This window comes from Pseudarthrobacter sulfonivorans, assembly GCF_001484605.1.
GTDB classification, from domain to species: domain Bacteria; phylum Actinomycetota; class Actinomycetes; order Actinomycetales; family Micrococcaceae; genus Arthrobacter; species Arthrobacter sulfonivorans_A.
The window spans coordinates 1709760-1736041 of record NZ_CP013747.1; the positions used below are offsets into that span (position 1 = coordinate 1709760).

Genomic DNA, 26282 nt, shown 5'->3' on the forward strand with positions numbered 1-26282 from the left:
CTGATCAGCTTTCACCTGCGGCGAGTTGGCGTGCCCCTCCAACGTATCGCGAAGTGATGTGCCGTTGCGCCGCCCGCGCCAGCAGGCCACCTGCCTGGTAGAACCAGTTCGCGTGCCTGCTGAAGGCGGTGATCTTCAGGAACACCCGCCCGTCAGCGCCGATCTCGACTTCGAAGGCTTCCTCACCGCGTTCAGGATGGCCGGGCAGCGTGCCGTAGCCGAAGCCGGCTGACTGGGGGCCGTCTCCCGGCACCAGCCGCCGCACCCAGACCACCTCGCACGGGGCATTAATACGGAAAGGCCCGACGCCGAACCCGCTCACCACCCGCGCGCCGGGGATCACGACGTCGGACTCGGTCCGGACGCGCAGGCCCGACCGCCGCTGCAGTTCCCACGTAAGGATTCCGTGCGCCACCCGGCGGTACAGCGCCAAACCCTCACCGAGGTGCTCCCGCGATTCGAGGCAGTGGTAGCCTTCCGGCGCCCGGCCGTGTTCGGTGAGGCCGATGCCCGCGTAGTTGAGGCCGCCGGCAGCCAGTCGCTTCCCGGTCAACGGGGCCCGCCAGAAGAACCGGACAGCCGCGCCCACCCCAGCTGCTCCTGTTGCTTGCGGCTCAGGGAGGCCACCACCAGATCGTAGGAATCCTCCACCATGTCCCGGACCATGGCATCGGGCAGGTTTCCGTCCAGCCGCACGCCGTTCCAATGGGTCTTGTTCATGTGCCACGCGCCGTTGATTTCCGGGTGGGCGGCCCGCAGCTGTTCAGCCAGGGCGGGTTCACATTTCAGGCTCACGGACCAGTCGTCGGGGTTCATGGCGGACGCGGCAAACATCTTGGCTTCATGCCGCGCGCCACCCGCCACCGCAGCCCTGACCTTGAAAACGGAGGTCTCGGGACCGAAGGGAAAATCCTCGAAGGAACCGGGAAATGACAGGCAGATTGCCTTGAGTTGCGCTGCGTCCATGGACCGAGCCTACAAAGCCCTACCCGGCGGTGCTAGTCTGCGAAGATGTCACCTGATCAGGCCACGATCCCCGTTCTGGACATGAGCGCTGCACGCCAGCCGTACGGCTCCTTCAGCCCCGAATTCATTGACCAGCTGCGGGACGCCGCCCACAACGTGGGTTTCTTCCAAATCACCGGTTACGGCGCCGCCCCCGGCCAGGCCGAGGAGCTGCTGGCCCTCATCAAACGCTTCTTCGATCTGCCCCTCGAGGAGCGGATGAAGCTGGACAACAGGATTTCCCCGCACTTCCGCGGCTACACCCGGATGGGCACCGAAGTCACGCAGGGACGGGCCGACGCCCGCGAGCAGATCGACTACTCCCCGGAACGCGAGCCCGTCCACAACTATCCGGCCGATCAGCCGTACTGGCTGCTCCAGGGGCACAACATGTGGCCCGACGAGGCATTGCCGGAGCTCAAGCCCGCGGCCATGGCCTGGGCCGAGGTGATGTCCAGTGTGGGCATGGAGCTGCTGCGAGGCATCTCGGTTTCCCTGGAACTGCCGGAGGACCACTTCGACGAGCCCTTCGGCAACGAACCGGCCTGGATGGGCAAGCTGGTGCACTACGTCGGCGGTGTGGTGGAGGCAGCCGGCAACCAGGGCGTGGGCTCCCACGCCGACTACGGTTTTGTCACCCTGCTCCTCCAGGACGAGGTGGGCGGCCTCGAAGTGCTACCGCCCGGGACAACTGAATGGGCGCCGGTTGAGCCTGTTCCCGGGGCACTCGTGGTGAACCTGGGCGAAATGCTGGAGGTGGCCACGGAAGGCTTCCTTGCCGCCACGATCCACCGGGTCAAGGCGCCGCCACCCGGCGTGGACCGCTACTCAGTCCCGTTCTTCTGGTCCCCGCGGCTGGATGCCGTCATCGATCCGGTGCCCCTGCCTCCCGAGCTCAAAGCCCAAGCCCGTGGCATCTCCGACGATCCGTCCAACCCCATGCTCGCGTCCTTTGGCCTGAACATGCTCAAGGGCCGCATGCGCGCGCACCCCGATGTGACCGAACGCCACTACCCGGAGCTGATGCAGCGCTAATCAGAGGTTGTACTTCCACGCCTGCTGCGCGGGGCAAACGTTCATCACCACGTCCAGGCCGGCGGCCTTGGCACGGTCCACTGCCTCTTCGTCGATAACGCCCAGCTGCAGCCACACGGCTTTGGCGCCCACCGCAATTGCCTGGTCCACCACCGCCCCGACCTTCTGCGAGTTCACAAAGCAGTCGACGACGTCGAGGGGTTGCTTTTCAGAGGGAATTTCACCCAGGGTACGGTACCCGGTTTCGCCGTGGACGGGGTCGCCGGGAAGGTTGACGGGGATGATCTCCATCCCGAGCCGGTCGCGGATAAACAGCGAGGTGTCGTAGGCTGCGCGCCACTCGTTGGTGGTCAGGCCCACGATGGCCCACCGCCCTTTGTTTCGCATCAGGCGCTCAATAACGGCAGGATCGTTGACGTGGCCCATGATGCAAGCGTACATCGTCCCCGGAGTGGCCCCTGATCGAATATTTGACTGACGGGTGGGCACCAATGCCAGGCGTGAACGAATATTACGTTCCACGGACCCTGGTTTGGCGCATGGCGTGCGGTTCGGCTGTAGTGGTAATGACCATCCCGAGCGGCCGAGAGACCTGGATCGATGAAGCCGCAGCATCCCTGACCAAACGCTGTACGCGTTGAGGCGACCATCCTCGGCACACAGCGAAGGGTGCTACCGCCAGGATCGATGGAGCACATCTATGACATCAGATTTATCCTCTGCCACGCCTTTATCCACCCTGAGTCCCGTCAGCGCCGCAGCAGCGGCCGCCACAACGGACTCTCTCCAATCCACTTCGAACGCGACGGCGATCGAAGCAGGGCTGCGTGACGCGGCCGGCCCCACCAACAGCCCATCGGGATGGTCCTCGACCGGGCTGCAGGACGTCGCCGTGCACGGCGCACCGTCCGGCGGGCCGGCCCGTCACGGCAGCACAACCAGCAGCACCACCGCCGCGCAGCACACGGCGGAGCACGAAGCAGCCCAGCCGGACAATGTGGCATTTTGGGAACAGCAGGCCCTCCGCCTGGACTGGGCCCAGCCCGCAGGAATCTCCGGCGGCAAGCCGTGGCACACGGCCCACCGCCGGGTCCCGGCCGACGCCGCGGCCGGAAAAGGCCCGGAAATCACCTGGTTTGAGGGCGGCAAGCTCAATGTCGCCTACAACTGTGTGGACCGCCACGTCGCCAATGGCCGCGGCGACAACGTGGCCTTCCACTTCGAAGGCGAGCCCGGCGACCGCCGCACCGTCACGTACGCGGAGCTGCAGCGCGAAGTCTCCAAGGCGGCCAACGCCCTGCTGGCCCTGGGCATCACCAAGGGCGACCGCGTGGTCATCTACCTGCCGGTCATCCCCGAAACCGTCATCATCACCCTCGCCGTGGCCCGCATCGGCGCCATCCACTCGCTCGTTTTCGGTGGCTTCTCCGCTGACGCCCTGAAGTTCCGCGTCGAGGACACGGGGGCCAAACTCCTGGTGACCACGGACGGCCAGTTCCGCCGCGGTGTCGCCGTGCCCGTCAAGGACAACGCGGACGCTGCCGTCGCCGGGGACAACGCGATCGAGCACGTGCTCGTCGTCAACCGCACCACGGCGCCGGAGGACCTGGCCGCCGTCCCCATGACTGAAGGCCGCGACGTGTGGTGGCATGACGCCGTCGGGAGCGCCGCGGACGTCCACGAACCGGAGGCGTTCGACGCCGAAACGCCCCTGTTCATCATGTACACCTCCGGGACCACCGGTAAGCCCAAGGGCCTGGTCCACACCTCCGGCGGGTACCTGACCCAGGCATCCTGGAGCTTCGAGCACCTCTTCAGCAACCCCGATCCCGCACTCCGTGACCAGGACGTGCACTGGTGCACGGCGGACCTCGCCTGGGTCACGGCGCACACCTACGAGATCTACGGCCCGCTCTCCAACGGCGCCACCCAGGTGATCTTCGAGGGCACGCCCAACACCCCGCACCCGGGCCGCCACTTCGAAATCATCGAACGCTACGGCGTCACGCAGTACTACACCGCGCCCACCCTGGTCCGCTCCCTCATGGGCTGGTTCCCGGACGGCGTGCCGGACAGCTACGACCTCTCCTCCATCCGGCTGCTCGGCACCGTGGGCGAAGCCGTGAACCCCGAGGCCTGGCGCTGGCTGCGCCAGAACGTCGGCGCCGGCACCGCACCCGTGGTGGACACGTGGTGGCAGTCCGAAACCGGCGCCACCATCCTCTCCCCCGCCCCCACGGATACCGAGTTCAAGCCGGGCTGCGCCGCCCGCCCGCTGCCGGGCGTCAGTACCAGGATCGTGGACGACGCCGGCAATACAGTGCCGCCGGGCGTCCAGGGTTTCATTGTGGTGGACACCCCCGGGCCCGCCATTGCGCGCACCGTCTGGGGCAACCCCCGCCGCTACTACGACGCCTACTGGAGCAAGTACGTGGAGCAGGGCTGGTTCCTGGCCGGCGACGGCGCCAAGTACGACGCCGACGGCGACATCTGGATCCTGGGCCGGGTGGACGACACCCTCAACGTCTCCGGCCACCTGCTGTCCACTATCGAGATCGAGTCCGCTCTCGTATCCCACGCCGATGTGGTGGAGGCCGGCGTATGTCCGGTGGCTGACCCGACGACCGGGCACGCGATCGTCGCGTTTGTTGTACTAAAGCGCGGCGTTTCCCGAGAAGTTGCCACCGAGCTGCGCAACCACGTCGCGAAGGCGATCGGCCCGATCGCGAAGCCGCGCGACGTCGTCGTCGTTCCTGACGTACCGAAGACCCGCAGCGGCAAGATCATGCGCCGGCTGCTCACCCAATTATTCGAGGGGACCGCCCTGGGCGACACCACCTCACTCCAAAACGAACCGGCGATCGCCGGAATCCAGGACGTCCTGCGCGAGCGGGCCCTAGTAAAGGAAAACTCATGACAGACATCAGCAACGTTGCCCGCCTTTCAGAGCCGCTCAAGTTTGCGTACTGGGTGCCGAACGTCTCCGGCGGCCTGGTGGTCTCCACCATCGAACAGCGCACCGGCTGGGACTTTGACTACAACAAGAAGCTCGCGCAGATCGCCGAGAACTCCGGCTTCGAATACGCCCTAACGCAGACCCGGTACGCCGCCTCCTACGGTGCCGACAAGCAGCACGAGGCCACGTCCTTCAGCCTGGCCCTGCTTGCCGCCACCGAGCGCCTCAAAGTCATCGCCGCCGTCCACCCGGGCATGTGGCACCCCGGCGTACTGGCCAAATTCATCATCACCGCGGACCACATCTCCAACGGCCGCGCCGCGGTCAACATCGTCTCCGGGTGGCTCAAGAACGAGTTCACGAACTTCGGTCTTGACTGGCTGGAGCACGACGAACGCTACGTCCGCACCGAGGAGTTCATCCGGGTGCTGCGCGGGCTGTGGACCGAGCAGGAGTACAGCCAGGCCGGCAAGTACTACAACATCACCGATTTCACCCTGAACCCGGCCCCCGTGGACGTTCCCGGCCGCGCCCACCCCGAGGTCTTCTTCGGCGGCAACTCGACGGCGGCCCAGGCCACCGCCGGCCGCGTGGCCGACTGGTACTTCTCCAACGGCAAGGACCTGGAAGGCTTCAAGGAGAACATCTCCGGCGTGGTGGCAGCGTCCGGCGAAACCGGCCGAGGCACCGACGGCGCCCTGGCCGCTCCCCGGTTCGGCCTCAACGGCTTTGTGATCGCCCGTGATTCCGAGAAGGAAGCCCGCGATACGCTGCGCGAAATCGTTGAGAAGGCACACAAGCCGGCAGTCCAGGGCTTCCGCGACGCCGTGCAGGAAGCCGGCGCGTCCACCAAGGACGGCAAGGGCATGTGGGCCGACTCCAGCTTCGAGGATCTGGTCCAGTACAACGACGGCTTCAAGACCCAGCTGATCGGCACGCCGGAGCAGATCGCCGAACGGATCGTGGCTTACAAGAAGATCGGCGTGAACCTCTTCCTCACCGGCTACCTGCACTTCCAGGAGGAAGTGGCCGCCTTCGGCCAGGACATCCTGCCGATCGTCCGCGAACTCGAAGCCGACCTGGCCCGCAAAAACGGCACCGAACTGGACTTGTCAGGAACGCCAGTCGCCGAGTCGGTGGCTGTCTGATGGCTGACCGCAAATTCGGTTTCCGCACCCGCGCGCTGCACGCCGGCGGCACGCCCGACGCCGAGCACGGCGCCCGCGCTGTGCCCATCTACCAGACCACGTCCTTCGTGTTCAAGGACACCCAGGATGCCGCCAACCTCTTCGCGCTGCAGAAGTACGGCAACATCTACTCCCGCATTGGCAACCCCACCGTGGCAGCGTTCGAAGAGCGCATCGCCTCGCTGGAAGGCGGCATCGGTGCGGTGGCGACGTCGTCGGGCATGGCCGCGGAGTTCATCACCTTCGCCGCACTGACGCAGTCCGGCGACCACATCGTGGCGGCCTCCCAGCTCTACGGCGGCACCGTCACCCAGCTGGACGTGACTCTCCGCCGCTTCGGCGTGGACACCACGTTCGTCCCCGGCACCGACCCCGCGGACTATGCCGCGGCGGTCCAGGAAAACACCAAGGCGATCTTTGTCGAGGTGGTGGCCAACCCGTCGTCGGAAGTCCAGGACCTGGCGGCCCTCGCGAAGGTAGCGCACGACGCCGGCGTCCCCCTCGTGGTCGACGCCACCTTGAGCACGCCGTACCTGGTGCGCCCGATCGAACACGGCGCCGACATCGTCATCCACTCCGCCACCAAGTTCCTGGGCGGGCACGGCACCACCCTGGGTGGCGTGATTGTGGAAAGCGGCCGGTTTGATTGGGGCAACGGCAAGTTCCCCACCATGACCGAGCCGGTGGCGTCCTACGGAAATGTCTCCTGGTGGGGCAACTTCGGCGAGTACGGCTTCCTCACCAAGCTGCGCTGCGAACAGCTGCGGGACATCGGCCCGGCACTTTCCCCGCTCTCGGCGTTCCAGCTGTTACAGGGCGTGGAAACCCTGCCGCAGCGCCTGGACGAGCACCTGAAAAACGCCCAGGCCGTGGCCGAATGGCTCGAGGCCGATCCCCGCGTGGCCTACGTCAACTTCTCCGGGCTTCCCTCGCACCCGCATTTTGAGCGCGCGAAGAAGTATCTGCCGCTGGGCCCCGGCTCTGTGTTCTCCTTCGGGGTGAAGGGCGGCCGCACGGCCGGGCAGAAGTTCATCGAATCCCTGCAGCTGGCCTCGCACCTGGCCAATGTTGGCGATTCCCGCACCCTGGTGATACACCCGGGTTCCACCACGCACCAGCAGCTGAGCCCGGTCCAGCTGGAGTCGGCGGGCGTTCCCGAGGACCTGGTCCGCATTTCCGTGGGCCTGGAGGACATCGAGGACATCCTGTGGGACCTGGACCAGGCTCTGGACGCGGCCTCGGTTTCGACGGGCTCAACCACCGAGGCGAGCTCAACCACCGAAGCGGATTCCTGCACGGTTGGAGCGAACGTATGAGCACCAGCGGACGTACCTGGACCGGACCTTCCGCTCCGGAGCGCCTGAACCTGCTGCGCGCAGCCACCTCGATTGCGATCGTGGGCGCCTCGGACAAGCCGTCCCGGGCCAGCTATTTTGTGGCGACGTACCTGCAGTCGTCCACGCGGTACAAGGTGTACTTCGTGAACCCCGTGGTCAAGGAGATCCTTGGTGAACCGACCTACGCCTCACTGGCCGATCTTCCCGAAAGCCCGGACATCGTGGATGTGTTCCGCAAGCACGATGACCTCCCGGGTGTCCTGGACGAAGCCATCGCGGCCGGCGCCAAAACCCTCTGGCTGCAGCTCGGCTCCTGGCATGAGGACGTGGCCACGGACGCGGAAGCCGCCGGGCTCAACGTGGTGATGGACCGCTGCGTGAAGATCGAGCATGCCCGGTTTCACGGCGGGCTGCACCTGGCCGGCTTCGACACCGGCGTGATCTCCTCCAGGCGGCAGCTGCTTTCCTGACGGAAGGTGCTTCCTGAAGCAAACCTGATTAGCGGGTGAACTTCTTCAGCCAGATTGAACCGGGTCCGGCATTGCCGGCCCCGGTTTTTTCTGTCAGTGCCGGAGGGACGATGGCTGACGTCAGGGACTCCCCCGCCGCGGCGGCTTCGGCCAGGGTACCGGCAACCAGCTTTCCGGCCTTGTCGAGTTCGGCAGCGGCGTCACGGGTGACGCCCGCAGCGTTCCCCGGCGCGCCGCCGTCGTCCGTCCTTGACTTGCCGGACGGCGTACCGTTTCCGCGGCCGGCCGGCTCCGCGCCCCGGTTCTGGCCTGCGTTTTCCGGACCGTTCGCCGGCGGGGCAGTTTCCCGTTCAACAGTTTGGGGCTGTGCCGGCGCTGCGTCGTCGCGGGTTGCCGGCTCCGCGGGCAACTGCGCCTCCGCCGGATTTGCGGCTGTCCCGCTGGCGGCGGGAGTCCCTGCGATGGACCAGCCAGGAGCCCAGTCCTGCAACAACTGCTGGATGGACCTGCTGGCCTCCGCGTCCGGCGCGGTGCCGGTGGCGGCCACCCCGGTGACGCCCAGCCCCATCCCCGCGATGACGGCAAGGCCCACAACAGTGGTCCGGTGCTTCCGGAGGAGCCGGTGCCGGGCGAGCTGGTGGGTCTGGCCAGACAGGAGTGCCGCCAGTTCATGGCCGGGCTCGGGTGCAGGCAGGGAGCCTAGGGAGCCCACCGCGAGAAGGGTTTCGCGGAGGCCGGCGGCATCGTCCACACCGGCGTCAAGGAGCATTTCATCAATGGTCCGGATCAGGGAGCTGGCATTGGAGGTCATGGCGCCACGTACTCCGTCACTGCGGACTGCTCGCGCAGCCGGATCAATGCACGGCGCTGGAGCTGTTTGACGGCGCCGGCACTCTTGCCCATCACAGCGGCCACCTGGTCCACACTGAGGCCCGCGACTAGGCGTAACGACAGCACTTCCCGCTGTTCGTCCGGCAATTCGTTGAGGAGATCCGCGACCTCCTGCGGGGAAATCCGCTGCAGCACTTCAGCCTCGGCCGAGGACTCCTCGCGTCCGTCAAGGTCCGGTTCGAACGGGAGTTTACTGGGGGTGCGCTGCTGTCTCCGGTGATCGTCCACCATCCTGGCGTGCGCCACGGAGAAGACAAACGTGCGCAGCCCGGCCACGCCGCCGGTAACCTTCTGCAGCCGTGGCAGGACGGCGATGAAGACTTCCTGCATAACCGCCTCCGGATCTTCTACCCCGCGGGCTGTGAGGTAGCCCAGGACCTGTGACGCGTAGGTTCGGTACACGATGCTGAAGAGCTCCGGATCGCGGGCGCGCGCACGCAGAACGTCGTCTGTCAGTGCATCGGTCACGGACACAGGGCCTTCGGTGGAGGGGACTGGGCTTGCTCGCGTAGGGCCCGCACGTCATCCGCGGAATGCCCTCGCCAGCTAACTTTACCCTCCGGTAACAAAAGAGCCGGCCTGGAACATGATGGGGGACAAGTTCCAGACCGGCGCTTCACAGGGGTAATCGCTCCAGGCACCGCAGGGGTTACTCGGTCGGACAAAAAACTTTCCGGGACCGTGACGTCGGGGGATTCTTGCGCCGCCTACGTCCGGCGCGGCTCACGCCCAGCTCTGCGCGGTCACCCTCCCGCGCGGTGTCTTGGCAATAACAAACGTGTGAGCCCTGGCGGCGGGAACGCGCTGGTCCCCACAGTCCGGCTGGAGTTGGGCGGCGACCACCACAGCGGGCGCTGGGGCCGGCGCTGCAGCCTTGGCGGCGGGGCAGAGGTCGGTGACCAACCCTGTCCCGGCGCACTCACGGACGGCGGCGATCCCTGCAGCCACTGCGGACTTATCCTCGAAGGCCCCGGACACGGCCACCACAGTGCCATCCGGCGCCTTGAGGCGGAACCTGAACCGTGAATCCGAGTCCAAAAAAACTTCAAACTTCCCGGCCATGGTAAATCCTTCCGGTCTGCGGGTCCCGTCCGGGCGGCATCTTCGCCACGGGCGGTCCGGGAAGCATCGCTGCGTCCGGTACCTACGGGTCTGGTGGAATGATCTGCTGATCAGTTCAGGGTGTGCTTAAGAGTCTGTCCGGCTCGCGTATAGCCTCACAAGACCGGCCGCGTAAACCCTGCGTAAATTCCCAAGTGACTGGCAGTTAACGTCGCGAAAACCGCTTTTGAGAACGGTAACTGCGATTGACTTGGGCCAGCAGACGACAAAGGCGGGCCACCCACCAGGGTGACCCGCCGCCGTCGTGCCTTACGGGCTGTCAGTCGTTGATCAGATCGTGAACCACGATGGTCTGGTCGCGGTCCGGGCCGACGCCGATCGCGGAGAAGCGCGTGCCGGAGAGCTTTTCGAGGGCCAGCACGTAGTTGCGGGCGTTCTCCGGGAGGTCCTCCAGCGTGCGGGCGCCGGTGATGTCCTCGGTCCAGCCCTCGAAGTACTCAAAGATGGGCACTGCGTGGTGGAACTCGGTCTGTGTCATGGGCATTTCGTCGTGCCGTACACCGTCAACGTCGTAGGCAACGCAGACCGGGATCTGCTCGATGCCCGTGAGGACGTCCAGCTTGGTGACGAAGTAGTCCGTGAAGCCGTTCACGCGGGAAGCGTGGCGGGCCAGGACGGCGTCGTACCAGCCGCAGCGGCGCGGGCGGCCCGTGTTTACGCCGAACTCGCCACCGGTCTTCTGCAGGTACATGCCCATCTCGTCGAACAGTTCGGTGGGGAACGGTCCGGCGCCAACACGGGTGGTGTAGGCCTTGATGATGCCGATGGAGCGGGAGATCCGGGTGGGGCCGATGCCCGAGCCAACGGACGCGCCGCCGGCGGTCGGGTTGGAGGAGGTCACGAACGGGTAGGTGCCATGGTCCACGTCCAGGAACGTGGCCTGGCCGCCTTCCATCAGCACAACCTTGCCCTCGTCCAGGGCGTTGTTGAGGACCAGGGTGCTGTCGATGACCAGCGGGCGCAGGCGCTCGGCGAAGGCCAGGAAGTAGTCCACGATCTCGTCCACCACAATGTCGCGGCGGTTGTAGACCTTGACCAGGAGTTCGTTCTTCTGGCGCAGGGATCCTTCCACCTTCTGGCGGAGGATGGACTCGTCGAAGACGTCCTGGACGCGGATGCCCAGGCGGGCCACCTTGTCCATGTAGGCGGGGCCGATGCCGCGGCCGGTGGTGCCGATGGCGCGGCTGCCGAGGAAACGCTCGGTGACCTTGTCCAGGACCTGGTGGTAGGGCGCCACGAGGTGCGCGTTGGCGGAGATGCGCAGCTTGGACGTGTCCGCGCCACGGGCTTGCAGGCCTTCGATCTCCTGGAACAGGGCCTCGAGGTTCACCACGCAGCCGTTGCCGATGATCGGAATCGCGTTGGGGCTCAAAATGCCGGCCGGAAGGAGTTTGAGCTCATACTTCTCACCGCCTACGACGACGGTGTGCCCGGCATTGTTGCCGCCGTTGGGCTTTACGACGTAGTCAACGCGGCCGCCCAGAAGATCGGTGGCCTTGCCTTTTCCTTCGTCGCCCCACTGGGCTCCTACGATCACGATTGCTGGCATGGGATCCTCCCCCATTCGTTCGGGCCGCACAGGTCCATCCACCGAAATGGCAGGCCTGCGTAGCGCCGTTCATGAGAATGCCCCGAAGGCCATAGCCTGGCCGGACCGCTACGGCGGCCAACCACACAAGAGTCCGGGGCTCTTACCACCCAAGTTTAGCCGATCACGGACTTTGTCCACTCAATAGGGTGCCCGTGGCCCTTCGCGCGCGGCAAAGAACCACGGGCAGACTTCCCGCGGTCTACTACTCGTCGTCAGCTTCCTCGCCGGGACGGGACGTCTGGGTGTCCAGGCTGTCCCAGAAGGACGTGTCGGCGTCGGCAATCGAACCGTCAGCGATGGCCGCCGCAGTGGCCGTCAGTGTGGTCACTGTTTGCTGGATCAGGTAACCGTTGCTGCGGAGCCCGAGGGCGTAGCCGTCCAGATAGTGATCAGACATGCCACGCATTTCGAAGAGCAGCGTAGCAATCCCGTACTCCACTGTGATGCCGTTGCGGCTGATGGTCTCGGCGCTGCCGCCCACATACTTGCCCAAGTGGCCCCAACCGGTGGAGTCGACGTTGTTGAAGACCACGGCGCCCAACTGCTTGGACATTTCCACAACAGCCGGATCGGCATTGGGCGTGGTGGGGTACAGGATGGACCCGGAGACCAGCTTTCCATCGCGTTCGCTCCGGGTGCCCTGGTGGTGCAGGTCGATCATGTAGTCAATGCTGTACTTGCGCATGACGTTGGTGTGGAGCGCCTGGGTTTCGGGCTGGATTTTGGCGACGTGGTCGCGGTTCAGGTCCACCTCCTCGGCGTTGTACCGCGTCATGTGGCGGTCGCCCTTGGCCAGGTAGTCATCCAGCGGGAAGTTCACATCTCCCATCGCGCCGTCGGCGTTGAGCATGGGAACGATGAGGATGTTCACTCCGTCCAGAATGTCCCCCGATTTCCCGGTTCCCAGGTGTTTCACGAATGCCATGGCACCCTCGGTGGTCAGCTGCTCATTTCCGTGCTGCTGGGTCAGGTACAGGATGGTGGGCTTGGCCGGGTCCGAAATGTACTTCACCAGGTGGATGTCCCGGCCCTTGACAGTCTGGCCGATCACCTCCAGATCCATGGCTGGCTGGCGGGTGTCCTGATCCTTCAGGAAGGAGACCAACTCGTCATAGGTTGCCAGTTTCGAGGTGGTGATCTGGCCGTTGCCGTCATAGTTGGGGCCTTCGCCCACGGTAATGATGGTAAAGGTCCTGAACTGGCGTGACCCGTCGCCCACCTGACGCGTGTGAACGCTGTCTTTCCCATGATTCGTCCACCAGTTCAGGACCAGCACCAAGCTCGTTGAGCCAGGCGGACATGACCTAATAGGAGCCTGAATCACCACAGTCCCGTTGCCGTGCTGTCTGCCGGCCTGGCCAACGTGCAACACACTATGACCAGGAAGAGCAGGGCTGTCGCCATATTGACCAAGGAACTACCCCAAGTCATTGTCGGCGTTGATACCCACGCCGACACTCACCACGTCGCTGTTGTCACGGAATACGGCAAACCCATCGCTGATCAGAAGTTCGCAGCAACAGCTGCCGGCTACAGCGAAATGCTTGATTTCATCACCAGCCACGGCATCGTGACCGCGGTGGGAGTGGAAGGGACAGGCTCCTACGGAGCCGAACTGTCCCGGGTGTTAGCCAAAGAAGAACTTAAGGTCTTTGAGGTTAACCGGCCAAATCGTCAACACCGCAGGATCCGGGGAAAGTCGGATCCCCTGGACGCCTACCAGGCAGCCCAATCGGTACTCGCCGAAAGAGGCATCTCGACCCCCAAAACCAAAGATGGACCCGTGGAATGCCTTCGCGTCCTCCGGACAGCGCGGGCTTCGGCGATCAAGGCGCGCACAATCGCCATCAACCAAATCCGGAGCCTGCTTGTTTCCGCACCAGAAACGATCCGATCCAAATACCGCGGCCTCCACACATCGGCGATGATCACGACTCTTGTCCGTTCGAGGCCCTCAGGGCACCCCGCGGACACGGAGTACATCACGGCGTTGACGTTGAAAACGCTGGCCGTCCGATATCAATCTCTCCGATCCGAAATCGCTTCGACTGATGCGCTCCTGCAGGAAATCCTTGATTCGTACGCGCCATTGCTGACCGAACTGGCAGGCGTTGGCGTTGAAGTCGCCAGCCAACTCCTTGTCACAGTCGGGGACAACCCCGAACGGATCAACAATGAAGCGCAGTTCGCAGCCCTCACCGGCACCGCTCCCGTGCCCGCATCATCAGGCAAGACCAACCGTCACAGACTCAGCAGAGGCGGTGACCGCCAGGCCAACAGCGCCCTCCACCACGTCGTACTCTCCCGCATGCAATCGGACCACCGAACCAAGGACTACGTCGCCAAACGTACCGCCGACGGCAAGAGCAAACGAGAAACCATGCGCTGCCTCAAACGCTACGTCGCCCGTGAAATCTTTCGTCAGATATTTACCCCTATTGCAGCTCCTGACATCGCTGACCTCCGGCCCCTCAGACAGCAGCTCGGCGTCACGTTGCAGCAAGCTGCCGAACAACTCAGCCAGTGGCCCTCCAACCTGTCCCGCATAGAACGAGGGATCGCCAGAAACGACCATGTCGCCCAAAAGTACCGGCAATGGCTCACCCAACAGAAACTCTCCCCAAGCATGTGAAATAGCTCCAAGAATGACGTGCTCGACGCTCTCAGTAGCTGCTTGTTCTCCGCTGTCCACAACCGGGGACAATTCACATGGGTTATCCACCGCTACCGCTGCCGAGGGAGCTCCGCCATGGCTCCCAAAAAAATCAGCCGTGGATAACCCGAATTGACCCCAGCCGTGGACAGCTAAAAGTCACCCTGAGTTGCGCCAGGCCAGCCACAAAAGCGTCACGACCCGGGAGCGCGGACGGGGGCTTACTCCCAACAGGTCAGCCCCTGAATCAAACGACATCGTTCAATTTGACGCATATAGGAGTATCGGAACGAAGTCACTTAGAGTCCGGCCCCCAACCCATTGACATGCTCGAAGCCTGAAGTTAGCGTTTAGTTCCGGCCCAAGGAGGTGAGCGATGCTCAACGATACAGACCTCCTGCAGGCTCTGCGGCGTCACTGGGAGTACTCTGGCAAGGACGAGGACATCTCCCACGAGATTTACCACGACGACGCGGTGCTTGAGTTCCCTCAGTCTGGCGAACGGTTCGAAGGCGTGGAGAACTTCCGCGAATGGCGGCGGCAGTATCCAGCGAGGCTCAAGTTCCACACTCGACGAATCACTAATCGTGAAGACCTGGTCGTTGTGGAGAACCTGATCAGTTACGACGGCGCGCCATGGATGTACACCGTCAGCTTGCTGGAGTTCCGGGGCGACCGGGTTGCGCACGAGCGTATCTACATCATGGATGGCTGGGATGCTGCCGAGTGGCGCACGCCATGGCGCGCCGAGAGGTCTGCGGACCCGCCGCCGCCCCCTCCGTAGCTCGACAGTTGAACTCCCTCCGGAGCCCACATCGCCGACGAGGCCAACGGCGTCCGTGACTCATCCACCTCTACCGGGTGCCCCTATCAATGCCGATCTGCGAAACGACCGATCTACTTATGGTGGTCTTGGTCCAATCCGTTACACCATCCCTGAATCAAACAGCAATGTTCAATTTGACGCCTATAGGAGCATCATGGGCCAACGGTGCCGGCGCGGCGAGTGCCGCCAGAACCAGGGCTCCGGATACGGCCGCGGTCCTTAAGGTTGCCAGGGTTTTGTTCACGGTACGTTACCTCTTTCGACTGCATGGAGGGTGCGACAAGCCGCAACGTCCTTATTGCGGGCTGTCACAGAAGCCAATCAAGCTAAACGAAAGCTGTCAATTAACTTGACAAAGACTGATCGCCCTGTGCCGTCCATCACGGGAGGTTAGGGCCGGGCCCCGCATTTCGCGGGGCTTGCTAAACTGATAGAGATCGACCAGGAATCGGTCCACACCACATTTCAAACCACGCCGGACGGGCGCGCCCATCACGCGCCCATTTTCCGGATTGGCAGCATCGCCGAGCCCCGCAGGAGACATTGCACTATATGACAGCCCTGGCCCCCGAATCCCTCCGTGAACAGCTCCTGAGCCGCCGCTACGAGCCCAACGTTGCCGCCGTCAACGAGCTGTGCGATTCCCTGCAGAGCGTCAAGCCCCACACCGAAGTCCCCTACGTCGACCCCATGCACGACGTGGACGAGTGCCGCATCATCAGCCTCTACTCCAACATCGGCGAGGCTGACCCGTCCGGCTTCATCACCGCCGGCGACGAAGACGCCGCCACCCGCATGCTCGGCATCCAGTGGAAGCTGGGCCTGCGCCCGGAGTTCGTGATGCCGTGGAACGTGCACCCGTGGCACACCCCCGGCGAGGTCAACGGCAAGTTCACGCCGGACCAGATTTCCGCCGGCCTCAAGCCGCTGCTGAAGTTCCTCGCCGTGGTCCCCCGCGCCTCGGTGATCGTGGCCCACGGCACCGAAGCCAACCGCCTGGCCAACCTGCTGCTGAAGACCGAAGTTCCGCTGCTCTGGCGCCGCGGGCTGAAGACCTACAAGGTCCGCTCCCTCAGCGGCCGCGCCTTCGCCGGGACTCCCGCGCGGCAGGAACAGTACCTCGAGGAAATGCGCGTCGTCTACACCGACGCCATGGCCCGCACAGGGCTCGCGAAGGTCTAACCACCGGAACGCTCAACCACCTTACGACGGCGGGCGGTCACCTTTTGTTCTAAAGGTGACCGCCCGCCGTCGTACTTCCTTAAGTACTTGCGCTGACTTCTCAGCCCGCGGTAAGCAGGTCCTTGAGTTCGTCCTGGATCAGCGAAGCGCCGGTGGGACCAAGGCCCAGGAACCAGGTGTCATCGCTGACGGCCTTGGCGTGGCCGGACTTGACGGCCTCGAGGCGGGGCCAGACGGCGCCTTCAACAACAGAGGTTTCCCCGGTGGCGGAGGGCTCGCCGTAGCTGCTGTAGAAGATCCAGTCGGCATCGGCGTCGCCGATGTTCTCGGCGGAGATCTCCGCAGCCAGCTCGTCTATGTCCTGGTTCTCCGGCCGGGCGATGCCGGCGTCCTTCAGGATCACGCCGATGAGCGATTTGTTGGCGTAGAGGCGGATCTTGCCCGGCAAGAAGCGGACCAGGGATACCTTCTGGTCGTCCGGGACTGCAGCCTTCAGTTCGTCGGCCTTGGCCTGGTAGGCGTTGAGCGCGGCGACCGCCTTGGTCTCTTCGCCCAGTGCCTCGCCAGCCAACAGGAAGTTTTCCTTCCACGGAAACCCCGGTCGGATGCTGAAGACGGTGGGAGCAATCTGGGAAAGCTGCGGGTAGAGCTTGTCCGCACGCAGCTTGCTGCCGATGATGAGGTCCGGCTTCAGGGCAGCGATCGCCTCGAGGTTCAGGTCCTGGATAGTGCCCACAGTTTCCACGCCGGCCACCTTGTCAGCCAGGTAGCCGGGGACCGCGTTGGCACCTTCCGTGGTGGGCATGCCCACCGGAGTGAGGCCCAGGGAGACCAGGGCGTCGAGCTCACCGGTGTCCAGGACTACGATGCGCTCCGGCTTTTTGTCGAGAGTGGTCTCGCCGTTGGCGTGCTTGATGACGCGGGGGAATTCTCCGGCCTCCGCGTCGCTGCCCAGCTTGGCAGTCTCGGCGTCGGCGGTAGTGAACTTGGAGCCGCCGGTGGCAACTTCTGCGTTGCCGGCGGTGCCGGAAGCGGTGGTGGCACTGCCACAGCCGGCCAGCATGCCAAGAACTAGCAGGGCACCGGCGACTTTGAGGCCGGTGCTTCGTCCGCGGGTTGGGGTACGTGCGGAGTCGTGCTCCGTCACTGAATCGTCAATTTTCACGAAGTAAGGATAACCTAATTAGAATGTGATCCTTGATCCGGGCGTTGCCCGGAAGGTCCCCAACCCGTGCCGGAGCGCCCTATACCCATGCAACAAGACACCATCCCCGGGGAATCTCGGCCGAACGCCGGCACTCACTTCACTGTCACCGCGGCGGGCGTCCCGGCAGAGATGCCGCCCAGCCCGGGCGCGGTCCGGCGGGGCAGCTGGCGGCTGGTCCTGCTGCTGGCCGCAGTTGGTGCCCTCACCGGCGCCGCGCTGCTCAGCCTCGCCATCGGCGCCAAGTCCATTCCGCTGGAGTCGGTGCTGCAGGCCTTCTTTGCCTATGCAGATACCGCGGACCACGCCATCATCCTGGAGAACCGCCTGCCGCGGACGTTGCTGGGCATCATTGCCGGGATGGCCCTGGGAGCGGCCGGCGCACTGATCCAGGCCATCACACGCAACCCGCTCGCGGACCCTGGCGTGCTGGGCGTTAACGCCGGGGCGACCTTTGCCATTGTGATAGCCGTAGGCGTCTTTGGCGTCTCTACAATGAGCGGATACATGTGGTTCGCGCTGGGGGGCGCCGTGCTGGCAGCCGCGGTTGTGTACTTCATAGGCAGCGCCGGCCGGAACATCGTGAACCCTGTGCGGATCACCCTCGCGGGCGTGGCACTGGGGGCGGTGCTGACAGGTATTTCCTCCGGGCTGACGCTCATTAACCCACGGTCCTTCGACCAGCTGCGGTCCTGGAGCATCGGCTCGCTGGACAGCCGGTCCATGGACAGTGTCCTGGTGGCGGCGCCGTTCATCGGGGCGGGCCTGCTGATAGCCGTGATCACCACCCGTGGCCTGAACGCGGTGTCGCTGGGCGACGAACTGGCCACCGCGCTGGGTGCCAACTCGAACCGGACCCGCATCCTGGGGCTCGTCGCCATCACCTTGCTCAGCGGCGCAGCCACCGCCGCGGCCGGCCCCATCGGCTTCATCGGCCTGATGATTCCGCATGTGGCCCGCTGGCTGATCGGGCCGGACCAGCGCTGGATCATGGCGTACACCCTGGTCCTTTCACCACTGCTGCTGCTGGTTTCTGATGTCCTGGGCCGGGTAGTGGTACCCGGCGAGCTCCAGGTGGGCATCGTGACATCCTTCATCGGCGCACCGGTGCTGGTGGCCCTCGCCCGGCGCCGGAAGGCCAGTGCACTGTGAGCGTCGATTTCGGCAAAGCCGCCTGGCAGATCCGCACCCCCGGCGGCGGAATCAGCCTCCGCGTCAGCCGCAGGACAGTTGCCGTGGGCATTCCGGTCGTGCTCCTCACCATCGCGGTATCTGTCATGGCCCTCGCCAGCGGCGCACTGGAGATCAGCGTTGAGCAGGTCCTGCGCGCCTTCACCGGGACAGCGGAAAGCATGGCCCAGACCGTCGTTATGGAATGGCGGCTGCCGCGTGTCCTGATGGCGGTGCTGTTCGGCGCAGCCCTGGGCGTGAGCGGCGGAATTTTCCAGTCGCTGACCCGCAACCCACTGGGCAGCCCGGACATCATCGGATTCAACACCGGAGCCTACACAGGCGCGCTGCTCGTGATCCTGACCATGGGCGGCAGTGCCCTTCAGATTGCCGGCGGCGCACTGATCGGCGGGCTGTTGACTGCCCTGGCGGTCTACCTTCTTGCTTACCGCCGAGGCATCCAGGGTTTCCGGCTGATCATTGTGGGCATCGGTGTCAGCGCCGTGCTGGCCTCGGTCAATCACTGGATCGTGCTGCAGGCTGAGCTTGAGGTGGCCATGAGTGCCGCCGTCTGGGGCGCGGGTTCCCTCAACGGCATCAGCTGGGAGCAGGCCTGGCCCGCGGCAGCCGTCATCGCCGTCGCACTCCTCGCCTCGGTCTTCGTGGTGCCCTCCATGCGCACACTGGAACTGGGTGACGACGCTGCCAAGGCACTGGGAGTACGCGCCGAACCGGTGCGGATCGCCTTGGTGGTGCTCGGCGTCGGACTTACCGCCGCCGTGACCGCAGCCGCGGGTCCCATTGCCTTCGTTTCGCTGGCCGCCCCGCAGCTGGCCCGCCGGATGACCGGCAGCGCCGGCATCGCCCTGCTGCCGTCGGCCCTTGTCGGGGCGCTGCTCCTGGCAGCCAGCGACTTCGCGGCACAACGCCTGTTTTCGCCCATTCAACTGCCCGTGGGCGTCGTCACCGTCTCCATCGGTGGCATTTATCTCATCTGGCTGCTGGCCAGGGAAGCGAGGAAGTCGTGAGCATCTCCACCAAGGCTCCCGCGCAACTGCAGGCCCGCGGGCTCAGTGCAGGGTATGACCGGAAAATCGTCAGCCAGGAACTTTCCCTCACCATCCCCGACGGCCGCTTCACCGTCATCGTGGGACCGAATGCATGCGGCAAGTCGACGCTGCTGAAAACCCTGGCCCGCCTGATCAAGCCGCACGCCGGCGAGGTGGTCCTCGACGGCCGCTCCATCTCCGCCATCCCCGCCAAGGAACTGGCCCGCACGTTGGGCCTGCTGCCGCAGTCGTCCATTTCCCCCGACGGCATCACCGTAGCCGAACTGGTGGCCCGCGGCCGCTTTCCGCACCAGAAGCTGCTGCGCCAGTGGAGCAAGGAGGATGAGGCGGCCGTAACGGAAGCCATGGCCATGACCGGCGTGACCGCACTGTCCGCCACGCTGGTGGACGAGTTGTCCGGCGGGCAGCGGCAGCGCGTCTGGGTTGCCATGGTGCTGGCCCAGGAAACCCCGCTGCTCCTGCTGGATGAACCCACAACGTTCTTGGACATCGCCCACCAGATCGAACTCCTGGAACTCTTCCGCGAGCTGAACCGCACCCGTGGCTATACCTTGGTGGCGGTACTCCACGACCTCAACCACGCCAGCCGTTACGCGGACAATATCGTGGCCATGAAGGACGGGCGGGTGGTGGCCGAGGGCGCTCCGGCCGACGTCATTACCGAGGAACTGGTGGAAGAAGTCTTCGGGCTGCCCTGCCGCGTCATCGAAGACCCCGTCTCGCTCACCCCGCTGGTCATCCCGCTGGGCCGGCCGGCGCATGCCGAAATGGCCGGGTAGGTTTCGACACCACCGGCTGGGCCCACGCCCGCCGTCGTTCGCTCCTTAAACCCCAACGCGGGGTCACTTCCTGCCCAAAAACGATGGTTTATTGGGCGGGAAGTGACCCCGCGTTGCATTTAAAACTACTTACCCTCGATGGCTGCCTTGGCTGCCGGGTCCGAGTCGTTGAGGAACTTCTCGATGCGTTCCGGCTCCTCGGCTTCGCCGATGGCCGTGGACGCGCGGCCCAGCGAGTAGAGCGCCCGCAGGAAGCCGCGGTTGGGTTCGTGCTCCCACGGGATGGGGCCCACGCCACGCCAGCCGTTGCGGCGCAGCGAGTCCAGCCCGCGGTGGTACCCAACGCGCGAGTAGGCGTAGGAATCGATGGTGCGGCCCTCGGCCCACGCCTCCTCCGCCAGGACAGCCCACAACAGCGACGACGTGGGGTGCTTTTCCACCAGGTCCAGGGCTTCGGCGCCGGCGTCCAGCTGCGCGTAGACGTCCGTCTCGGCAGGCAGGAGCGTTGGCTCCGGGCCCATGAGGTTCTTGCGGAACTCGTCCGACATGGCTAGAACGTCTTGCCGACGGAGCCGAGCTGGCGGGCGGCCTCGACGATGCGGGCAGCCATGCCGGCCTCGGCTGAAGCGCCCCAGACGCGGGGATCGTAGGTCTTCTTGTTGCCCATTTCGCCGTCGATCTTCAGGACGCCGTCGTAGTTGGCGAGCATGTGGCCGGCCACCGGGCGGGTGAAGGCGTACTGGGTGTCGGTGTCGACGTTCATCTTGATCACACCGTAGGAAACGGCATCAGCGATTTCCTGGTCACTGGAGCCCGAACCGCCGTGGAACACGAGGTCGAACGGGTTCTCCTTGCCGATCTTGGCGCCCACCTCGGCCTGGATCTGCTTGAGCAGCTCCGGGCGCAGCTTCACGCCGCCGGGCTTGTACACACCGTGGACGTTGCCGAACGTCAGCGCGGTCAGGTAGCGGCCGTTCTCGCCGGCACCCAAGGCTTCAATGGTGGCCAGGGCGTCTTCGGTGGTGGTGTAGAGCTTCTCGTTGATTTCGTTCTCAACGCCGTCTTCCTCGCCACCAACAGTGCCGATTTCGACCTCGAGGATGATCTTGGCGGCGGCGGCACGCTCCAGCAGTTCGCGGGCGATGCGCAAGTTGTCTTCAAGGGCCTCGTGCGAGCCGTCCCACATGTGCGAGTTGAAGATCGGGTTGCGGCCGGCCTTGACCTCGGCCTCGGACGCTGCCAGCAGCGGCAGGACAAAGCCGTCCAGCTTGTCCTTGGGGCAGTGGTCCGTGTGGAGGGCGATGTTGACGTTGTAGTTCTTGGCCACTTCACGGGCGAAGGCGGCGAAGCCGAGCGAACCGGCCACCATGTCCTTCACCGATGCGCCGGACCAGTACGCTGCGCCACCGGTGGAAACCTGGATGATGCCATCGGACTCAGCCTCAGCGAAACCGCGGATGGCTGCGTTCAGGGTCTGCGACGACGTCACGTTGACCGCCGGGAACGCAAAGCCTCCGGCCTTGGCACGGTCGATCATCTCGGAGTAGATCTCTGGGGTTGCAATGGGCATGGTGACTCCTATGCTGAGTTTTCGTCTGTGGGTTGTGACCCTGGAGAGTAGACCTCTTACGGCTAGCCACCATCCTAGCCATTTCTGTGCAGGGGCAGTGTTTCGGGTCACGCAGGCCGGTAACACTTACGCTCACATGCCGCACCGAGATGGCACTTCGCAGCAGTACCGGAGCCCGGGACAGCCGCGAAGTGCCATCTCGTGCAGGGGTTTAGCCGTACAACCAGCAGTTGCTCACTGCGGACCGGTTTGAGAAGCGGCGCTCCAGGAAGATGAACGCCTGCGGGATGGCGGCCGCGTAGCCGCCAATGTGGGTGGCCCCGGCCGTGACATCGAAATACACCGACGATCCGGCGCCGCACCAGCGCTTGGCCAGCTGCCTGCCTTGGTCGTAGGGGATGACGTCATCGAGGACGCTGTGCGAGAGCAGTACGGGGACCTGCGGCGCCCGGCCGTTGCCGATCTTCTGTGCGGCAATGACGGTTTTTAGCTCGGGGAGCTCCAGCAGCGAGCTCAGCTTCTGCCCCGAAACCGTGAGCTGCGCAGTGTTCAGGAAGCCGCTTGAGGCGATCGACTGCAACGTGCATTCGTTGTCTGTCGCCGCCAGCTTCGCCCGCCCTGCGGCGTTGAGGTGGGGGCTCAGGTCCAGTCCGCCGGCGGCGCCCATGCCCGTTACCGCGTAGAGCAGGAACCCGGTGTACAGGCCGCCGTCGAGGTTTCGTCCGACGGCGGGAAGGTCGGCGGGGACCGCCCCCGCGTACGCGCCCTTGAGGTTCAGCTCCGGAGCGTATTGGGGTGCAAGCTCGACGGCGGCTGCCGAGGCGCCGCCGCCCTGCGAGTAGCCGGCCAGCGCCACCGGGCCGCCGGGGACGATCTGCGGGTTCCCCAACCGCTGGGCGGCACGGGTGGCGTCCAGGACGGCGTGCGCCTGCGATTCGCGCGCCATGTAGGTGTGGCTGCCGGCCGTGCCGAGACCCTCATAGTCGGTCACTGCTACGGAGTAGCCCCGCGCCAGCAGCCCGGCGATGAAGATCCCCTCGTATTCCTCGCCGGTAGCCATGGCCCGGGACGGTGCGCATTGGTCCCCCTGCCCCTGGGTTCCGGGGGCGTAGCTGACCAGCGGACGCGGGCCGGACCCGGTCCAGGCCGCGTACGGCACCATCACTGTGCCGGTCACGGCGACAGGCACTCCGGAACTGTTCACGGAGCGGTACATGATGCGCTGCACGGAGGCCTGGGCCCGGATGGTCTTGAGGGGATCGACATAGAAGACAGACGGCTCCGTCCGGACCAGGTCGCCGTTGTTGGCCGGAAGTGAGGCGGGGGTGATGTAGAAGTCGAGCGGGTTGGCCGTCGTAGCCGGTGTTGTGGCTGGGGCAGAAGCGGCTTGGGCTACCGCGCCACTACCGAAGGTGAGAACCGCGGCCAACACAATGGCCGAACAGCCGCGTACAGAAGGATGCTTCATTGAACCTCCAGTCAGTGCCACGCTCGCCAGTGAGTGTGATCCAGCCACATGCTACTGGCGGGTAACTTGTGGGCCTAGGGATTCGCGAAGATTACCGATAGTTTCGTCTCAGATTCAGCCGGAGTACAACTCGGCGCGGGTCAGACGGGCTGGCTGAAAACGTGCCGGCGGATCCAGGCATGCATGGCGATCGCGGCGGCGGAGGCGGCGTTGATGGAGCGCGTGGAGCCGAACTGCTCGATGGACAGGGTGGCCAGGGCCGCCTCGTGGACCTCCGGCGTCAGCCCGGGCCCTTCCTGGCCGAACACCAGGACGCAGTCCTTGGGCAGCTCATACGTCTCCAGGGGCACGGAGTCGGGGAAGATGTCGATCCCGATGATCGCGAGCCCCTCCCCCTGCGCCCACACCACGAAGTCCTCCACGGTGGAGTGGTGGCGGACGTGCTGGTAACGGTCGGTGACCATCGCCCCGCGCCTGTTCCACCGGCGTCGTCCGATGATGTGGACTTCCTTGGCGAGGAACGCGTTGGCGGTGCGCACCACGGTGCCGATGTTGAGGTCGTGCTGCCAGTTTTCGATGGCGATGTGGAAGTTGTGCCGCTTGGAATCGAGGTCCGCCACGATCGCGTCATGCTTCCAGTAGCGGTACTGGTCCACCACGTTGCGGCGGTCGCCGTCGGCGAGCAATTCCGGATCCCAGTGGTCACCTTCCGGCCACGAACCCTCCCAGGGCCCGACGCCGACCTCCGCCTTTGGCTCCGGCGCCTCCTCGGGCGCTGGCTCCTCCGCTGGAATCGGAAGAGGTTCGACTGGGTTTCCGGGCATTTGTTTCACCCCTCAACACTAGACTGGACCACTGGAGCATTCATCACCGGCGGAGGTAAACGTGGCAGAAGCAGACCAGGTACAGGGTTCACCGGCGGTTTACCGCAGCGGCCAGGAGATCGAATGCTGGCTGACAGACATGGACGGCGTACTCGTCCACGAAAACCATGCTGTCCCAGGGGCCGCCGAACTGATCCAGCGCTGGGTGGACACGTCCAAGCGGTTCCTGGTGCTGACGAACAACTCGATCTTCACGCCCCGCGACCTGGCCGCCAGGCTCCGGGCCTCCGGGCTGGAGATCCCCGAGGAGAACATCTGGACGTCCGCGCTGGCCACCGCCACCTTCCTGAAGGACCAGGTGCGGGGTTCCGGCTCCGGGAACCGCGCCTACACCATCGGCGAGGCAGGGCTGACGACGGCGCTGCACGAGGCAGGCTTCATCCTCACCGACCAGGACCCGGACTATGTAGTGCTCGGCGAAACCCGTACGTACTCCTTTGAGGCCATCACCATGGCCATCCGCCTGATCCTGGCCGGGGCCCGCTTCATTGCCACCAACCCCGACGCCACCGGCCCGTCCAAGGACGGCCCGATGCCCGCGACGGGCGCGATCGCCGCGCTCATCACGAAGGCCACAGGCCGGGAACCGTACATTGTGGGCAAGCCGAATCCCATGATGTTCCGGTCCGCCATGAACCAGATCGATGCGCACTCGGAGACCACGGCAATGATCGGGGACCGGATGGACACCGACATCATCGCCGGCATGGAGGCAGGCCTGCACACGGTCCTGGTCCTCAGCGGCATTACGCAGCGCGAAGACATTGCCGCCTATCCGTTCCGGCCCAACCAGGTGCTGAACTCCGTGGCCGACCTGAAGAACCAGATCTAGAAGACCGTCACCTTCGAGCCGCCGCGGGGCAGCGGAAAAAAGTCGTCCATGAGCCGCTCCACGATGGGCCGGTAGATGAGCGGATTCCAGCCAGGGCTCGCGTGCGCCGGCAGGGCCCCGTCCGTTTGCAGGTCCATGGAGACCATGTGGGGTTGGAACGCCGCCGACCACGCGTCCTTGGCCGTCTGGTACCGGACCGTGCGGTCTTTCGGGTTGCCGATGTACGCCATCCGCGTGGCGCCGAGCTTGTCCACAAACCGGTTTCCGTCGAAGTGGTAGATGTAGGCCGACTCGGACTGGATGAGCACACTGGACGGGGCGATCGGGGACAGCTGCTCCATGGTCTGGTCCAGGATCTGCCGCCAGGTCCGCTCGTCCTTGTGGATGACGCGCTCCCCCAGTTCGTAGCTGCCACGGACCACGGACGGGACCCGGAAGCCGCTCTCATACAGGAACACCACGCCGTCGAACCAGCTCTCGTCCAGCACGTCGCTCCGGCTGTAGGGGCTGGAGTCCAGCAGGATAAAGTCAACCTCCACGCCGTGGAATTCCCTGAGCCGCGCGGCCACCTGGGTGGCCACCATGCCGCCGAAACTGTGGCCGTAGAAGAAAAGCTTGGTCAGCTTTTTCGCCCGGACATGTTCGATGACGGCGATTACCACCTCGTCGATGTCCAGCCCTAGGTTGGAATAGCCGACGGCGGCCAGCTGGCCGCGCTTGTTCAGCGCACCACGCATCGCGTTCAGGATCCAGAGCGCCTCTTCCCAGCTGGTCTTGTAGCCGGGGAAGAGGAACCAGCTGGCGTTCGGGTAGTAGGCGTCGGCGAAGTCGTCCGCGACCTGCAGTATGCGGTTGACCTGCCGCTCCGCCTGGACCCGGCGGGTGACCAGCATGTCCGCTGCCAGCAGGGCCGAGGCGCCCGTGCCGGCCAGGAACCCGCGGCGCGAAAACCGCTTGAGTGCGGCGGCATTGGCCAGCAGCCGGGCTTGATGAGCTCCTGGCTGTTCCTGCGGATCTGCTTCCCCCCTGTACGGCACACCTCTACCGTAG

General features: G+C 65.0%; 26 protein-coding genes. 12 read left to right on the forward strand and 14 right to left on the reverse strand.

Annotation, left to right across the window (positions count from 1 at the left end):
* Positions 1–4: 4 nt before the first annotated feature.
* Together AU252_RS07495 and AU252_RS07500 are read right to left on the reverse strand one after the other, a co-directional pair.
* Positions 5–589: a DUF1990 family protein gene (locus AU252_RS07495; RefSeq protein WP_240484343.1), complete on the reverse strand. Its 585-nt coding sequence runs from the start codon at positions 587–589 to the stop codon at positions 5–7.
* Positions 550–966, reverse strand: coding sequence for an MmcQ/YjbR family DNA-binding protein (locus AU252_RS07500; RefSeq protein ID WP_058930179.1), 417 nt, complete (start codon positions 964–966; stop codon positions 550–552). The genes AU252_RS07495 and AU252_RS07500 overlap by 40 nt, the downstream gene beginning before the upstream one ends.
* A 45-nt stretch (positions 967–1011) precedes the next feature.
* Between AU252_RS07500 and AU252_RS07505 the strand changes: the two genes are divergently transcribed.
* Positions 1012–2040 (forward strand): isopenicillin N synthase family dioxygenase, encoded by a 1029-nt coding sequence (locus AU252_RS07505; protein ID WP_058930180.1) that lies wholly within the window; start codon positions 1012–1014, stop codon positions 2038–2040.
* Here the strand turns inward: AU252_RS07505 and AU252_RS07510 are convergent, their stop codons facing one another.
* Complete coding sequence (locus tag AU252_RS07510; RefSeq protein ID WP_058932813.1) at positions 2041–2466, reverse strand: CoA-binding protein; 426 nt, start codon at positions 2464–2466, stop codon at positions 2041–2043.
* A gap of 274 nt (positions 2467–2740) precedes the next feature.
* Between AU252_RS07510 and acs the strand changes: the two genes are divergently transcribed.
* Genes acs through AU252_RS07530 form a run of 4 tightly spaced genes read left to right on the forward strand, consistent with a single transcriptional unit; the run spans position 2741 to position 7990 of the window.
* Positions 2741–4957, forward strand: a complete 2217-nt coding sequence (gene acs / locus AU252_RS07515) for an acetate--CoA ligase (RefSeq protein WP_058930181.1) — start codon at positions 2741–2743, stop codon at positions 4955–4957.
* A complete protein-coding gene (gene sfnG, locus AU252_RS07520) occupies positions 4954–6144 on the forward strand; it encodes a dimethylsulfone monooxygenase SfnG (protein ID WP_058930182.1) in 1191 nt (396 codons plus the stop codon). Before acs ends, sfnG begins: the two co-directional genes overlap by 4 nt.
* Complete coding sequence (locus AU252_RS07525) at positions 6144–7499, forward strand: O-acetylhomoserine aminocarboxypropyltransferase/cysteine synthase family protein (RefSeq protein WP_058930183.1); 1356 nt, start codon at positions 6144–6146, stop codon at positions 7497–7499. Before sfnG ends, AU252_RS07525 begins: the two co-directional genes overlap by 1 nt.
* Entirely contained in the window at positions 7496–7990 is a 495-nt protein-coding gene (locus tag AU252_RS07530; RefSeq protein WP_058930184.1) for a CoA-binding protein, read from the forward strand. Before AU252_RS07525 ends, AU252_RS07530 begins: the two co-directional genes overlap by 4 nt.
* A gap of 28 nt (positions 7991–8018) precedes the next feature.
* On the opposite strand, the gene AU252_RS07535 is transcribed toward AU252_RS07530, so the two are convergent.
* The 5 genes from AU252_RS07535 to AU252_RS07555 form a co-directional block, all read right to left on the reverse strand.
* Positions 8019–8801, reverse strand: coding sequence for a hypothetical protein (locus tag AU252_RS07535; RefSeq protein WP_058930185.1), 783 nt, complete (start codon positions 8799–8801; stop codon positions 8019–8021).
* Positions 8798–9349 (reverse strand): RNA polymerase sigma factor, encoded by a 552-nt coding sequence (locus AU252_RS07540; protein ID WP_058932814.1) that lies wholly within the window; start codon positions 9347–9349, stop codon positions 8798–8800. Before AU252_RS07540 ends, AU252_RS07535 begins: the two co-directional genes overlap by 4 nt.
* A gap of 255 nt (positions 9350–9604) precedes the next feature.
* Positions 9605–9943 carry a YegP family protein gene (locus AU252_RS07545; RefSeq protein ID WP_058930186.1) on the reverse strand — a complete coding sequence of 113 codons (339 nt, stop codon included), beginning with the start codon at positions 9941–9943 and terminating at the stop codon, positions 9605–9607.
* A 319-nt stretch (positions 9944–10262) separates the two neighbouring features.
* Entirely contained in the window at positions 10263–11552 is a 1290-nt protein-coding gene (locus AU252_RS07550) for an adenylosuccinate synthase (protein ID WP_058932815.1), read from the reverse strand.
* A 244-nt stretch (positions 11553–11796) separates the two neighbouring features.
* Positions 11797–12813 carry a M14 family zinc carboxypeptidase gene (locus tag AU252_RS07555; RefSeq protein ID WP_058930187.1) on the reverse strand — a complete coding sequence of 339 codons (1017 nt, stop codon included), beginning with the start codon at positions 12811–12813 and terminating at the stop codon, positions 11797–11799.
* A 156-nt stretch (positions 12814–12969) separates the two neighbouring features.
* On the opposite strand from AU252_RS07555, the gene AU252_RS07560 reads away from it, so the two are divergent.
* From AU252_RS07560 to AU252_RS07570, 3 genes are all read left to right on the forward strand, one after another.
* The gene (locus tag AU252_RS07560) at positions 12970–14226 is read left to right on the forward strand and encodes an IS110 family transposase (protein ID WP_083510563.1); all 1257 of its coding nucleotides are present in this window, start codon (positions 12970–12972) and stop codon (positions 14224–14226) included.
* A gap of 397 nt (positions 14227–14623) precedes the next feature.
* Entirely contained in the window at positions 14624–15031 is a 408-nt protein-coding gene (locus AU252_RS07565; protein ID WP_099093375.1) for a nuclear transport factor 2 family protein, read from the forward strand.
* Between the two features lie 594 nt (positions 15032–15625).
* Positions 15626–16255 carry a uracil-DNA glycosylase gene (locus AU252_RS07570; RefSeq protein WP_056348638.1) on the forward strand — a complete coding sequence of 210 codons (630 nt, stop codon included), beginning with the start codon at positions 15626–15628 and terminating at the stop codon, positions 16253–16255.
* A 100-nt stretch (positions 16256–16355) separates the two neighbouring features.
* On the opposite strand, the gene AU252_RS07575 is transcribed toward AU252_RS07570, so the two are convergent.
* Positions 16356–17318 carry an ABC transporter substrate-binding protein gene (locus AU252_RS07575; RefSeq protein ID WP_083510564.1) on the reverse strand — a complete coding sequence of 321 codons (963 nt, stop codon included), beginning with the start codon at positions 17316–17318 and terminating at the stop codon, positions 16356–16358.
* Positions 17319–17507: 189 nt separating this feature from the next.
* Between AU252_RS07575 and AU252_RS07580 the strand changes: the two genes are divergently transcribed.
* From AU252_RS07580 to AU252_RS07590, 3 genes are read left to right on the forward strand one after another with little or no spacing between them, the layout of a single operon-like run.
* Positions 17508–18611: an iron chelate uptake ABC transporter family permease subunit gene (locus tag AU252_RS07580; RefSeq protein WP_083510310.1), complete on the forward strand. Its 1104-nt coding sequence runs from the start codon at positions 17508–17510 to the stop codon at positions 18609–18611.
* Positions 18608–19657 carry an iron-enterobactin ABC transporter permease gene (fepG, locus tag AU252_RS07585; RefSeq protein ID WP_058930188.1) on the forward strand — a complete coding sequence of 350 codons (1050 nt, stop codon included), beginning with the start codon at positions 18608–18610 and terminating at the stop codon, positions 19655–19657. Before AU252_RS07580 ends, fepG begins: the two co-directional genes overlap by 4 nt.
* A complete protein-coding gene (locus AU252_RS07590; RefSeq protein WP_058930189.1) occupies positions 19654–20478 on the forward strand; it encodes an ABC transporter ATP-binding protein in 825 nt (274 codons plus the stop codon). Before fepG ends, AU252_RS07590 begins: the two co-directional genes overlap by 4 nt.
* A 125-nt stretch (positions 20479–20603) precedes the next feature.
* On the opposite strand, the gene AU252_RS07595 is transcribed toward AU252_RS07590, so the two are convergent.
* From AU252_RS07595 to AU252_RS07610, 4 genes are all read right to left on the reverse strand, one after another.
* Positions 20604–21026, reverse strand: a complete 423-nt coding sequence (locus tag AU252_RS07595; protein WP_058930190.1) for a DUF3151 domain-containing protein — start codon at positions 21024–21026, stop codon at positions 20604–20606.
* 2 nt (positions 21027–21028) lie between these two features.
* Positions 21029–22048: a class II fructose-bisphosphate aldolase gene (fbaA, locus tag AU252_RS07600; protein WP_058930191.1), complete on the reverse strand. Its 1020-nt coding sequence runs from the start codon at positions 22046–22048 to the stop codon at positions 21029–21031.
* Positions 22049–22259: 211 nt separating this feature from the next.
* Positions 22260–23516: a lipase family protein gene (locus AU252_RS07605; RefSeq protein WP_058930192.1), complete on the reverse strand. Its 1257-nt coding sequence runs from the start codon at positions 23514–23516 to the stop codon at positions 22260–22262.
* A 140-nt stretch (positions 23517–23656) separates the two neighbouring features.
* The gene (locus AU252_RS07610; RefSeq protein ID WP_430929471.1) at positions 23657–24340 is read right to left on the reverse strand and encodes a TrmH family RNA methyltransferase; all 684 of its coding nucleotides are present in this window, start codon (positions 24338–24340) and stop codon (positions 23657–23659) included.
* Between the two features lie 61 nt (positions 24341–24401).
* On the opposite strand from AU252_RS07610, the gene AU252_RS07615 reads away from it, so the two are divergent.
* On the forward strand, positions 24402–25232 hold the full coding sequence (locus AU252_RS07615) for an HAD-IIA family hydrolase (RefSeq protein WP_181037246.1): 831 nt from the start codon (positions 24402–24404) through the stop codon (positions 25230–25232).
* On the opposite strand, the gene AU252_RS07620 is transcribed toward AU252_RS07615, so the two are convergent.
* The gene (locus tag AU252_RS07620; RefSeq protein ID WP_058930195.1) at positions 25229–26269 is read right to left on the reverse strand and encodes an alpha/beta fold hydrolase; all 1041 of its coding nucleotides are present in this window, start codon (positions 26267–26269) and stop codon (positions 25229–25231) included. The genes AU252_RS07615 and AU252_RS07620 overlap by 4 nt on opposite strands.
* Between the last annotated feature and the right edge of the window lie 13 nt (positions 26270–26282).

Coding starts and splice junctions, on each gene's coding strand:
- AU252_RS07500 (WP_058930179.1), bottom strand. CDS start 966: ATGGACGCAGCGCAACTCAAGGCAATCTGCCTGTCATTTCCCGGTTCC.
- AU252_RS07505 (WP_058930180.1), top strand. CDS start 1,012: ATGTCACCTGATCAGGCCACGATCCCCGTTCTGGACATGAGCGCTGCA.
- AU252_RS07510 (WP_058932813.1), bottom strand. CDS start 2,466: ATGGGCCACGTCAACGATCCTGCCGTTATTGAGCGCCTGATGCGAAAC.
- acs (WP_058930181.1), top strand. CDS start 2,741: ATGACATCAGATTTATCCTCTGCCACGCCTTTATCCACCCTGAGTCCC.
- sfnG (WP_058930182.1), top strand. CDS start 4,954: ATGACAGACATCAGCAACGTTGCCCGCCTTTCAGAGCCGCTCAAGTTT.
- AU252_RS07525 (WP_058930183.1), top strand. CDS start 6,144: ATGGCTGACCGCAAATTCGGTTTCCGCACCCGCGCGCTGCACGCCGGC.
- AU252_RS07530 (WP_058930184.1), top strand. CDS start 7,496: ATGAGCACCAGCGGACGTACCTGGACCGGACCTTCCGCTCCGGAGCGC.
- AU252_RS07535 (WP_058930185.1), bottom strand. CDS start 8,801: ATGACCTCCAATGCCAGCTCCCTGATCCGGACCATTGATGAAATGCTC.
- AU252_RS07545 (WP_058930186.1), bottom strand. CDS start 9,943: ATGGCCGGGAAGTTTGAAGTTTTTTTGGACTCGGATTCACGGTTCAGG.
- AU252_RS07550 (WP_058932815.1), bottom strand. CDS start 11,552: ATGCCAGCAATCGTGATCGTAGGAGCCCAGTGGGGCGACGAAGGAAAA.
- AU252_RS07560 (WP_083510563.1), top strand. CDS start 12,970: ATGACCAGGAAGAGCAGGGCTGTCGCCATATTGACCAAGGAACTACCC.
- AU252_RS07565 (WP_099093375.1), top strand. CDS start 14,624: ATGCTCAACGATACAGACCTCCTGCAGGCTCTGCGGCGTCACTGGGAG.
- AU252_RS07570 (WP_056348638.1), top strand. CDS start 15,626: ATGACAGCCCTGGCCCCCGAATCCCTCCGTGAACAGCTCCTGAGCCGC.
- AU252_RS07575 (WP_083510564.1), bottom strand. CDS start 17,318: ATGCTGGCCGGCTGTGGCAGTGCCACCACCGCTTCCGGCACCGCCGGC.
- AU252_RS07580 (WP_083510310.1), top strand. CDS start 17,508: ATGCAACAAGACACCATCCCCGGGGAATCTCGGCCGAACGCCGGCACT.
- AU252_RS07595 (WP_058930190.1), bottom strand. CDS start 21,026: ATGTCGGACGAGTTCCGCAAGAACCTCATGGGCCCGGAGCCAACGCTC.
- fbaA (WP_058930191.1), bottom strand. CDS start 22,048: ATGCCCATTGCAACCCCAGAGATCTACTCCGAGATGATCGACCGTGCC.
- AU252_RS07605 (WP_058930192.1), bottom strand. CDS start 23,516: ATGAAGCATCCTTCTGTACGCGGCTGTTCGGCCATTGTGTTGGCCGCG.
- AU252_RS07610 (WP_430929471.1), bottom strand. CDS start 24,340: ATGCCCGGAAACCCAGTCGAACCTCTTCCGATTCCAGCGGAGGAGCCA.